The following is an 11,014-nucleotide window of genomic DNA, read 5'->3' on the forward strand; positions in this document are numbered from 1 at the left end:
GGTTCATCGCTTAAAAGTATTCCAAGCCTTACCTTTGCGGCAGAAAATACAAATATGACTTTACAAGAAAGAATCAATCAGAGTGAAACTAAATTAACGGTAACAGTTTTTCCCTTTTTAACGAATCATCACGATACCTTATTTGGCGGAAAAGCGATGGCCATGATGGATGAAGTTGCTTTTATGTGTGGAACTCGTTTTTGCAGAAAGCAACTTGTTACTGTTTCAACAGATAAAATTGATTTCCATAAAGCAATACCATCAGGTAGTATTGTAGAAGCGGTGGCACGGGTGGAAAGTGTAGGAAGGACAAGTTTGAAAATATTTGTAGAAATATTTTTGGAGAGTATGTATAAAGATGGAAGAGAAATGGCCATACAAGGTCGATTTACGTTTGTCGCCTTGAATGAGGAAAAAGAAACTATCCCTGTTTTGGCAGGTTTGGATATTCAATAAATTTTAAAAAGGATAGGGAATCCAATGTGGTTCTTTATCCTTTTTTTGAAGGATAAGCTAAACAGCTAATTTTAACTATTTTTTTGCGCGGCTGTATTGTTTAGGCCATGAGAAATCTGGATCTAGTTCTTTTGCCCAATCAAAAGTAAGGTGAGGATTTCTTAAAAATTCTCGGCCAATAAGAATCAAATCTGCCGCTTGATTTTGCAGAATTTCTTCAGCTTGAATGGCCTGATTGATTAGCCCTACAGCTCCTGTTTTGACATTGCATTCTTTTCGAATTGCTGCAGAAAATGGAACTTGATATCCGGCTTTTATAGGGATTACTTGCTCCGGGGCAGCTCCTCCTGAAGATACGTCTATGAGGTCTACGCCTAATGCTTTGAGCTGTTTGACAAGTTGAATAGATTGTTGAAGATCCCAACCATTCGCCATCCAATCTGTTGCAGATATCCTTACCCAAAGGCTATGATCTTCTTGAAAAAGGTCTTTTAGTTCTGCGATGATTTCGATAAGAATACGAATTCTATTTTCAAAGGTTCCCCCATATTGATCCGTCCTATTGTTGATCGCTGGCGATAAAAACTGATGGATAAGGTAGCCATGAGCGGCATGAATTTCAATTATTTGATACCCTGCAGCTTGTGCACGTATAGTTGCATTTTTAAATTGGATGATGAGCTCTTTAATATCCTTGATACTCATGTGTTGTGGGGCACATTCTCCTGCACGAAAAGGCTTGTCGGTTGAAGAGATGGTCTGCCAACCTTTAGTATCTTCGGGAGGAAATTGTGTTTTACCTAGCCAAGGTTTTTCGGTACTTGCTTTTCGACCAGCATGAGCTAGTTGGATTCCAGGAACAACACCTTGCGATTTAATAAAGGAAACGATTTCTTGATATTTTTCAATTTGTTCATCTTCCCACAGACCTAAATCTCCATAGGAGATCCGACCCTCTGGACTCACGGCAGTAGCTTCTTGAATTATTGCAGCAGGCTTTGCAATGGCAAATTGACCTAAATGAATGAGATGCCAATTATTCGCATACCCATTTATCGCAGTATATTGGCACATTGGAGATACTACAATGCGATTGGCTAAGCGGATATTTTTGAATTGGATAGGGGAAAATAGTAAACTTGGATCTGACATACTGCTATAGTTAAGTTGATCGATTTGATCGTTTAAATATAAGCAGCTTCATGCGGCTTATCAGTCTGCATAAGGTCAATTTTCAAATAATGAAAGCAAGTGCTTTCAATTATTGATTTCTGATGACGGGAGTAAGGTTTTTTAGTTCGTCTTCTGTAAATAATCGGTAATGGATTTTAAATGTTTTTCCTAGTGGGGTTTCTAACGAGAAGCCTCCAGGACCAAATCCTTCCAATACATCAAGGGTGAAATGGGAATATTTCCAGTATTCAAACAGGTCACGGTCAATCCAAAATTCAAATCCTGCTACGAGTCCAATCATGGCATCATTCATACGTGGAAAAAATCCACCTTTTTCAAAGCACTGCGGTTGGGTGCCTTCACAACAACCTCCAGCTTGGTAAAACATCAGATCGCCATGTTTTTCTTGCAACTGCTGAATGAGTTCTAATGCATCCTTCGTAACTGCTATTCTTGTCGTCATGATTTATAAATTTAAACTATGGAGGAGAAATTTCCTCCATAGTTAGTTTATGTTTAGGATTTAAAAAAATCCTAGTTTTTCTTTATTATATGAAATCAGCATATTTTTAGATTGTCTATAATGTGCCAACATCATTTTGTGGTTCTCACGACCTATACCTGATTGTTTAAAACCGCCGAATGGAGCACCTGCAGGATAACTGTGGTATTGATTGACCCATACACGTCCCGCTTTGATAGCTCTAGGTACTTGATACAATTGATGTGCATCTCTAGTCCAAACGCCTGCACCTAATCCGTAAATAGTGTCATTTGCAATTTCTATCGCTTCTGCTTCATCTTTGAAAGTAGTTACCGCTAATACGGGGCCAAATATTTCCTCTTGGAAAATCCTCATTTTGTTATGGCCTTTAAAAAGGGTTGGTTTAATGTAATACCCTTCTTCCAAACCAGCACCGACTTGATTGGCGTCGCCTCCTGTTAAGACTTCCGCACCTTCTTCCTTTCCTAATTTAATATAGGACATGATTTTATCTTGCTGAATCTTAGATGCTTGTGCGCCCATCATAACTGTTGGGTCTAAAGGATTTCCTACTTTTATTTGGTTTACACGCTCTACGACTCTCGCAATAAATCGATCGTAAATGTCTTCTTGAATTAATAACCTGGAAGGGCAGGTGCAAATTTCGCCTTGGTTGAATGCGAAAAGAACAGCGCCTTCAATGGCTTTATCTAAAAAGGCATCATCTTCGTCCATCACTGAACTGAAGAAAATATTTGGCGATTTACCACCCAACTCTAATGTTACAGGAATAATATTCTCCGTGGCATATTGCATCACCAAACGACCCGTTGCGGTAGAACCAGTAAATGCAGCTTTGGATACTTTTGGATGAGTAACCAGGTGCCTTCCTAATTCGGATCCAAATCCATTAACCACATTAATCACACCTGGAGGAATTAAATCACCAATTAATTCCATTAAAACTAAGATGGAGGTAGGGGTGCTTTCTGCTGGTTTTAAGACTACCGTACAACCTGCTGCTAGTGCAGGGGCTAATTTCCAAACGGCCATAAGAATTGGGAAATTCCAAGGAATAATTTGAGCGACTACTCCAATCGGTTCATGAACGATTAAGGAAAGTGTATTTTGATCCAATTCGGATAAAGAACCTTCTTCTGCACGGATAACTCCTGCAAAATACCGGAAATGATCAATAGCAAGAGGAATGTCGGCATTGATGGTTTCGCGCACTGCTTTTCCATTGTCTATGGTTTCTACTGCTGCTAAGTATTGAAGATTTTCTTCTATACGATCTGCAATTTTATTCAGAATGTTGCTCCGTTCTGTTGCTGACGTTTTACTCCATGATTCAAAAGCTTTAGCCGCGGCATTGACTGCTAAATCTATATCTTCTTTGCTGGAGTGGGCTACTTGGGTGAATGGTTTACCGTCTAGGGGTGAAATGTTATCAATGTATTTTCCTAGACTCGGTGCAACGAATGCTGCATTGATGTAATTGTCGTATCGCTCTTTGAACGATGGTTTTGAAATTTCACTCATATCAATATTTATTTATAATAGACTATTTAATCAAATGTAATGTAGAACGCATGAAATGAATAGCATTATTCTCGCAGAGAGTAGCACAATCCTCTTAATGCGTGGCATATTTTGTAAAATCAAGATAGATTTATAAATTTGATAGACAGCCAATTGTAAAAAGAGATACTATGAAGCGTAAAAAATTAATACATGAGCTTCCGTATGCGGGATTACGCGAGCTTAATACATTGGTAGAACATCGGAAAGCGTACACATTAGATAATTATGAGTTTAATGTGTTTGAAACTTATGAGGCTAGTCATCAAGTTCCTTTACAGTTCGATGATCTGGTTATCATCAATATGTTAAAAGGAAAAAAAGTGATGCATATTGATGAAATTCCTGCCTTTGAATACTTACCTGGAGAAACATTAATATTACCTGCATCCAAAAGAATGCAGATAGATTTTCCTGAAGCTCGATTTCAAGATCCTACTCAATGTACAGCATTGGTTATTTCTAAAGAGAAAATTACGGAAACTATCGCTTTTTTAAATGATAAATATCCAAAGGGAAGGGATCAAACATTGTGGGGATTTTCCTGGGAAAATTTTCATATCGATAATACTGCAGAAATTTGTGAGCTGGCAGATAAATTGTTTGCAAACATCACCAGTCAAAATCCGTTAAAGGATGTGTATGCTGATTTAATTTTCAAAGAATTATTGGTTCGGATTATTCAACAACAACAATTGACTTGGTTGCAAGGGTCTAAACCATCTGAAGAAGGACCTTTGGCTTATTTAAAGAACTACATAGCGAATCACATCACCGATAAATTAACTATTGAGGATTTGAGTAGTAAAGTGAATATGAGTAAAGCAAGTTTATTTCGGTTATTTAAGGAAGAGTTTGACATCAGTCCGATGGAGTTGGTTATTCAAGAACGAATAAAGTTTGCTAAAGAATTTTTAAAGCAAAAGTCTTCGGTCAAGGAAGCTTGCTACGCCAGCGGCTTTAGCGATGTCAATTATTTCATACGTGTTTTTAAACAAAGGGAACAGGTAACTCCGGGACAATTCCAACGAAACCTACAGGTTAACGTTTCATAACGCGATCCATTTCGCGTTTCGTTTCTCGTTCTTTTATGGTTTCACGCTTGTCGAAGTCTTTTTTACCTTGAGCTAATGCAATTTCGACCTTGGCAAATCCTCGTTCATTAATGAAAATGCGTAATGGTACTATTGTAAAGCCTTTTTCTTCTCCCTTTTCCCGTAATTTTTTGAGCTCCTTTTTGGATAAAAGTAGTTTGCGATCTCTTTTTGACTCGTGGTTATAGAAGGATCCGAACGAGTATTCGGCGATATGCATATTCCGAATATATAAGCCGTCCTCAAAAAAGGAACAGAAACTGTCGTTAATATTTGCTTTACCTTCCCGAATAGATTTGATCTCTGTCCCTAGTAAAGCTAATCCTGCCACATATTTATCTAATAATTGATATTCGAATGATGCGCGTTTATTTTTTATATTTACTGAAGAAGATATTGCCATTATTATTTTATAAATTGAAGCACAAATGTAATGATTTAAGATTTCGTGCAAAACTGATTCATAATTTATAATAAACTTTCTGTTAATATTAATTTAATTTTATGATATTTATATGTCAAATGAAAATGCATATTGAGGGTTAAGTTTTGTATGTTTGCGTCGATTTTTTGTAAAAAAAGGTAATAATTAGTTAATATCAACTCTTGTTTAACGGGAGTTTTGTACCTTTGTAGGATTTTTGACGATTTATGTTAAAAGTTCAAAAAGTAAATTTCATTTAGAAAATAGATACCTGACGAATGAGCAAGGGAAAATTAAACGAAAGAACATCGCGGTTTTTAAATGGCGAGCTAGGAGAAATTAAGTCCAAAAACTTATATGCTTATTTTAGACCCATTCAATCTAAACAAGATACAGAAGTAATAATTGATGGTCGTCGAGTATTAATGTTTGGATCCAATTCCTATTTAGGTCTTACTACCGATGTACGTATTATTCAAGCTGCTCAAGATGCATTGGCCAAATATGGAACTGGCTGTGCGGGATCAAGGTTCTTAAACGGTACGCTTGATATCCATGTAGAGTTAGAGGAAAAGTTAGCGGATTATGTGGGTAAAGAATCAGCCATCTTATTTAGTACTGGATTCCAATCGAATTTAGGGCCATTATCTTGCTTGACAGGAAGACATGATTACATCTTATTAGATGAGCGTGATCATGCCTCTATCATAGACGGAAGTAGATTGTCTTTTTCTAAAGTTATTAAATACGCGCATAACAATATTGATGATCTTCGTGATAAGATGTCTAGACTACCGGAAGAGAGTTTTAAATTAATTGCTACCGATGGTATTTTTAGCATGGAAGGGGATATCGTGAATCTTCCAGATCTAGTAAACGTAGCGAATGAATTTGATGCGGCTATATTATGCGATGATGCACATAGTTTGGGAGTAATAGGGGAGAAAGGTGCTGGTACAGCAAGTCATTTTGGATTGACGGAGGATGTCGATTTAATTATGGGTACATTTAGTAAGTCTTTGGCTTCATTAGGTGGATTTGTAGCAGCAGACCGAGACACGATAGAATTTTTAAAACACCGTGCACGTTCATTGATGTTTAGTGCGAGTATGACCCCAGCATCAGTAGCTTCTACCTTAAAAGCATTAGAAATTATTCAGACAGAACCTGAACATATTGAAAAACTTTGGGCAAACACCAATTATGCTAAAAAATTACTTTTAGAAAATGGTTTTGATTTAGGTGCGACAGAAAGTCCTATACTTCCTGTTTTTGTTAGAAATAACGAAAAAACTTATATCGTTACCAAAATGTTGCAAGATGATGGCGTATTTGTGAATCCGGTTGTCGCTCCAGCAGTTCCAGCGGAAGAGTCATTGATTCGTTTTTCATTGATGGCAACACATACCTTTGACCAAATCGATGAAGCCGTTGAAAAAATGTCTAAAGTTTTCAAGGCGCTAGAAGTGGAAAGTTTTATTAGTTAATCACGTTAATACCTATTTTTTGTGATCCAGATTGTTCCAATAGAAACAAAAAAGCAAAGGGCTAAATTTATAGATTTCCCGCATGATCTTTATGCGGATGATCCAAACTATGTGCCTGAGTTGTTTTTGGGACAGGAAGAAATATTAAATCCGGAAAAGCATCCATTTTATAAGCATTCAAAAGGACAATTGTTCTTAGCCTACAAGGATCAAGAAATTGTAGGAAGAATTGCGGCTTTCTGGAATGTGAATCACAATGCATTTAATAAGGTTCAAGAAGGCCAATTTGGCTTCTTTGATTGTATAAATGACCAAGAGGTTGCGGATTTATTATTGAAAACTGCTGAAGATTGGGTTAAGAATCAAGGCGGTAATTTAATTGTAGGACCGATTAATTTAACAACTAATGATACCGTTGGTTTATTAGTTGAAGGTTTTGATCGGCCAAGTATGGCCATGATGCCTTACAATAAAAAGTATTATATTGATTTAATAACCCATGCGAATTTTGAGAAAAAAGTCGATTTACGAGCATACTTGGTTAATAAAAGTCAAGCAAGTCAACGTACGGTTTTACTCCTCGATAAATTAGAAGCTAGACTTAAGCGGTCTGGAATCACCTTAAGACAATTAAATTTAAAAGATTTTAAATCGGAAGTTGTTAAGATTAAATCAATTTATAATAAGGCTTGGGATAAGAATTTAGGTTTTGTTCCTATGACCGATGAGGAGTTTGATTTTGTTGCTAAAGATCTAAAACTGTTGGTTGATCCTAAATATTGCATCATTGCTGAAAAAGACAATGAAATTGTAGGATTTGGATTAGGGATTCCTAATATTAATGAAATTTTGATTAACATCAAAAGAGGAAGACTGCTACCTACTGGTATATTTAAGATTTTATTCGGTAAGAAAAAAATCAAATCTTTAAGAGTACTCATGCTCGGTGTTTTAGAGAATTATCGTAAACTAGGCATTGAAGCCTGTTTGTATGGTACTATAATAAAGAATGCATTGCCTTCTGGAATCGTAGAAGCGGAGTGTAGTTGGATGCTTGATCATAATTATATGATGAATCATGCTATTGAACAGATTAATGCAGATTTATATAAGCGCTATAGGCTTTATGAAAAAGCACTATGAAAAAAAAGATTTTTGTCACAGGGGCAAGTGGCTTTGTAGGCACTCACCTTGTTGAAAAAGCCCATCTATTAGGCTTTGAGGTTCATGCCGCCATTCGAAAAACAAGCAATATTCAGGATATTGTACCCTATGTTGATCAATTCATTTATCCTGATTTAGGAAATACGGACGAGCTTATCCGTTTATTTAATCAGGAACAATATCATTACATTATTCATGCGGCAGCATTGACAAAAGCAAAGTCAGAAGAGAGTTTGCTTCAAGTGAATGTGGGCTATACCGAGGCAATCATGCAGGCAGCTTTTAAGGCGCATATGCCGCTCGAGCGGGTAGTTTATGTCAGCAGTTTGGCTGCTATTGGGCCTATAGCTTACAACAATTCTACATTAATCGATGAAACTTTCCCTTATCAACCAGTAACTGGTTACGGTAGGAGCAAACAGGCCTCTGAATTAATGCTGTTGGATAAGTTTTCGGATAAACCGATTACGATATTTAGGCCTACTGCGGTTTATGGACCTCGGGAGAAAGATTTATTTATCTTATTTGATACGTTAAATCGAGGTCTAGATCCTTATATAGGTCGAAAGCCTCAGAAGCTGAGTTTTGTTTATGTAAAAGATTTAGTGGATGTCCTGATCCAAGGTTGTTTGGTGCCTCAAGGTGATTTGGATATTTTTAATATTAGTGATGGGGAGCTTTATCCTCGATACGCAATGGCTGATATATTTAAGGATGTATTTGCTAAAAAAACATTCCGCCTGCATATTCCCTATCAAATTGTACATCAAGCGGCTAAAGTTTCGCAATTCCTGTATAAAAATTCTACAAAAACCCCTGTGCTTTATCCAGAGCGCTTAGCGGAATTAACCGCAGAAAATTGGGGTGTAAATATTCATCGAGCAATGGAAGTGCTTGGATATAATCCTCAGTACCGATTGAAAGAGGGATTGGAAGAAAGTCTTCAGTGGTACAAACAAAATAATTGGTTATAATATTATTGTTTAATAATGAGTCAAGAAAAGATAAATAAAAAGCTTTTTCAGGATAGAAAGCGCACGAATATTTTAAGTAATCCGGAGCAACAATTTATAACCTATTTGGTTCCTAGGATACCATCTTGGATATCTTCGGATGGATTAACGGCGATTGGTTTTTTTGGATCCTTAATGGTATTGGCAAGTTTTCTGCTGGGCGAATATGTGCACATATCTTTCTTGTTATTAGCCGTATTAGGTTTTTTTGTGCAGTGGTTTGGAGATTCATTGGATGGAAGAATTGCTTATTATCGAAATAAATCCAGGAAATGGTATGGTTTTGCTTTAGATATCGTGATGGATTGGGTAAGTACCGTGTTTATTGGTTTGGGCTATGTGTTTTATGCACCTGGCGACTTCAAATACCTGGGATTTGCCTTAGTCTCTTTATATGGTTGGGCTATGATCATTTCACAGCTTCGATACCGCATTACAGACCATTATACTATTGATGCTGGACTTCTTGGTCCTACTGAAATTCGGGTGGTTATTAGTTTGGTGCTTGTATTGGAGGTTTTTGTTCCCGGATCTATTAACTATAGTGTATTTTTGATTTGTATAATCCTATTCTTTATTAATATAGGGGACACGAATAAGTTGTTGAAGTTGGGTGATGCGAAAGATAAGGAAGAAAAGGCTAAAAAATTAGCTGATATTGATGTGCAAAATTAATCCGTAGGCTTATGTCTCCGAAAGTAACACAGTTCTTAAAGGTTCAACTATCCGCTTTTTTAGGCGGATTGTTTGATTTGGGTATTTATACGTTCTGTTTTACGGTGTTTCATTTTACAGCACCCTTTTCTAATGTAGTGTCAGGTAGCTTGGGTGCTTTGGTTAATTTTTCCATTAATCGATACTGGTCATTTAATAATCGAGCAGCTTCTATTGGTAGCCAGCTATGGAAGTTTATTATTGTTGTTATTGGCAGTATTACCCTGAAATCATTAGGGATACATCTATGTGTTGATATTTGGGGGCTACATTTCCTACTGAGTAAATTAATAGTAGAAATTGTCGTATCACTGGGTTTTAATTTTACACTTCAAAAGTTTTGGGTTTTTAAATGATGCGCTTGAGCGATCTGTTCCTTTTACTTTTTTGAATTCCTCTCTAACTTCCTTGTACCGATTAAATCGTTCTTGAGCCTAGGATGATCATTTATGGTAGATGGCTGGACGACCTTAGCTTTCGGCCATTTGGTCCAATCGTTTACCGCCAAGTACTCCAAGGTCAGCCTAGTCTAATACATCTGTGCCTTTTTCCAACGAACTCTTCTAAACCAATCCCGTATTTTCCTTTATTAATTCCTGCAGTTATGCATATAGTATATGCTTACTCGTGGATTCAATTTCATGACTAACTTTATTTGACCTAAATCGCCGCATATGATTTTGAAGCATTGTACGTATTAGTTATCCTTCAAGATCCTTTTTCGTAGGCCTGCTCCAAAGGCATTTGTTGAAGCGAGGTTAGGAGTAGAGCCTATATTCTCTGTTAGGTAGATCGTATTTGTATTGAGCGGATCAACCGTCCGAACTCTAGTGAAAGTTTCTTAGTGAGTAGATTCAAATACTTTTTAAATGGAATTCTAGTTTTTCGGATTGGTCTAATTATCATTTTTTTGAATTTTCATATGGAATGTTCTTCTTGTGCTGATTAGTTAAAAAATAGGTTTGTTCTCATTTTGCCTATATATTAGTTCACTTTCGAAGTTCACCATGCTTTATAAGAATACCCTAATATTCGTTGAAATGGGGCTTTAAACTGTGTTTTTGGGTTATTTTAAAAAATTTATTCATCAAAGGCACAGGCAGTTGCGGTTTAGGGATAAAAAATGTTGTGGCTAAGTCTTGGAAGTATGGGTTGTAAGTTCCTATCTTTGCACCACTCCGCAAGGGAGGGACGCCTGAAAGGGCATGACAGATGGGAGAGGATAGTGAGTTTTAGCCGTGTTATTACACTTAAATAAAACGAACGAAAAAAGGCTTCAAAAAATATTTTAAAATAAATTTTGGAGAATCAAAAAAATCTTCTACCTTTGCAGTCCCAACCGAGGGGAACAGCAACGAGCGCGACGCTCGAAGCTTAGAAAAACAGAAAGATTGACGTTAGGAAACTAACAGAAATATAAAGCC

11 protein-coding genes are annotated in these 11,014 nt (G+C 36.7%); 7 read left to right on the forward strand and 4 right to left on the reverse strand.

Going from position 1 to position 11,014, the window contains the following annotated elements; genetic code table 11:
• Positions 1–54: 54 nt before the first annotated feature.
• The gene (locus ACFRAE_RS03785) at positions 55–456 is read left to right on the forward strand and encodes an acyl-CoA thioesterase (protein WP_422795783.1); all 402 of its coding nucleotides are present in this window, start codon (positions 55–57) and stop codon (positions 454–456) included.
• A 75-nt stretch (positions 457–531) separates the two neighbouring features.
• Here ACFRAE_RS03785 and ACFRAE_RS03790 read toward each other — a convergent pair whose 3' ends face one another.
• From ACFRAE_RS03790 to ACFRAE_RS03800, 3 genes are all read right to left on the reverse strand, one after another.
• Entirely contained in the window at positions 532–1,608 is a 1,077-nt protein-coding gene (locus tag ACFRAE_RS03790; protein WP_422795784.1) for an NADH:flavin oxidoreductase/NADH oxidase, read from the reverse strand.
• A gap of 109 nt (positions 1,609–1,717) precedes the next feature.
• Positions 1,718–2,092 carry a DUF779 domain-containing protein gene (locus ACFRAE_RS03795; protein WP_422795785.1) on the reverse strand — a complete coding sequence of 125 codons (375 nt, stop codon included), beginning with the start codon at positions 2,090–2,092 and terminating at the stop codon, positions 1,718–1,720.
• A gap of 60 nt (positions 2,093–2,152) precedes the next feature.
• A complete protein-coding gene (locus ACFRAE_RS03800; RefSeq protein WP_422795786.1) occupies positions 2,153–3,655 on the reverse strand; it encodes an aldehyde dehydrogenase family protein in 1,503 nt (500 codons plus the stop codon).
• A 170-nt stretch (positions 3,656–3,825) separates the two neighbouring features.
• Here ACFRAE_RS03800 and ACFRAE_RS03805 point away from each other — a divergent pair, with 170 nt between their 5' ends.
• Positions 3,826–4,749, forward strand: coding sequence for a helix-turn-helix domain-containing protein (locus ACFRAE_RS03805; RefSeq protein WP_422795787.1), 924 nt, complete (start codon positions 3,826–3,828; stop codon positions 4,747–4,749).
• Here ACFRAE_RS03805 and smpB read toward each other — a convergent pair.
• Entirely contained in the window at positions 4,736–5,191 is a 456-nt protein-coding gene (gene smpB, locus ACFRAE_RS03810; protein WP_422795788.1) for an SsrA-binding protein SmpB, read from the reverse strand. The two genes, ACFRAE_RS03805 and smpB, sit on opposite strands and share 14 nt — an antisense overlap.
• A 299-nt stretch (positions 5,192–5,490) precedes the next feature.
• Here smpB and spt point away from each other — a divergent pair, with 299 nt between their 5' ends.
• Genes spt through ACFRAE_RS03835 form a run of 5 tightly spaced genes read left to right on the forward strand, consistent with a single transcriptional unit; the run spans position 5,491 to position 9,946 of the window.
• Positions 5,491–6,699, forward strand: coding sequence for a serine palmitoyltransferase (spt, locus tag ACFRAE_RS03815; RefSeq protein ID WP_422795789.1), 1,209 nt, complete (start codon positions 5,491–5,493; stop codon positions 6,697–6,699).
• Positions 6,700–6,720: 21 nt separating this feature from the next.
• The gene (locus ACFRAE_RS03820; RefSeq protein WP_422795790.1) at positions 6,721–7,842 is read left to right on the forward strand and encodes a hypothetical protein; all 1,122 of its coding nucleotides are present in this window, start codon (positions 6,721–6,723) and stop codon (positions 7,840–7,842) included.
• Positions 7,839–8,837, forward strand: a complete 999-nt coding sequence (locus ACFRAE_RS03825; protein ID WP_422795791.1) for an NAD-dependent epimerase/dehydratase family protein — start codon at positions 7,839–7,841, stop codon at positions 8,835–8,837. The genes ACFRAE_RS03820 and ACFRAE_RS03825 overlap by 4 nt, the downstream gene beginning before the upstream one ends.
• A gap of 15 nt (positions 8,838–8,852) precedes the next feature.
• On the forward strand, positions 8,853–9,551 hold the full coding sequence (locus ACFRAE_RS03830) for a CDP-alcohol phosphatidyltransferase family protein (protein WP_422795792.1): 699 nt from the start codon (positions 8,853–8,855) through the stop codon (positions 9,549–9,551).
• An 11-nt stretch (positions 9,552–9,562) separates the two neighbouring features.
• The gene (locus ACFRAE_RS03835; protein ID WP_422795793.1) at positions 9,563–9,946 is read left to right on the forward strand and encodes a GtrA family protein; all 384 of its coding nucleotides are present in this window, start codon (positions 9,563–9,565) and stop codon (positions 9,944–9,946) included.
• Positions 9,947–11,014: the final 1,068 nt, after the last annotated feature.

Origin of the sequence: Sphingobacterium sp. HJSM2_6 (genome assembly GCF_049316305.1) — a bacterium.
GTDB lineage: Bacteria > Bacteroidota > Bacteroidia > Sphingobacteriales > Sphingobacteriaceae > Sphingobacterium.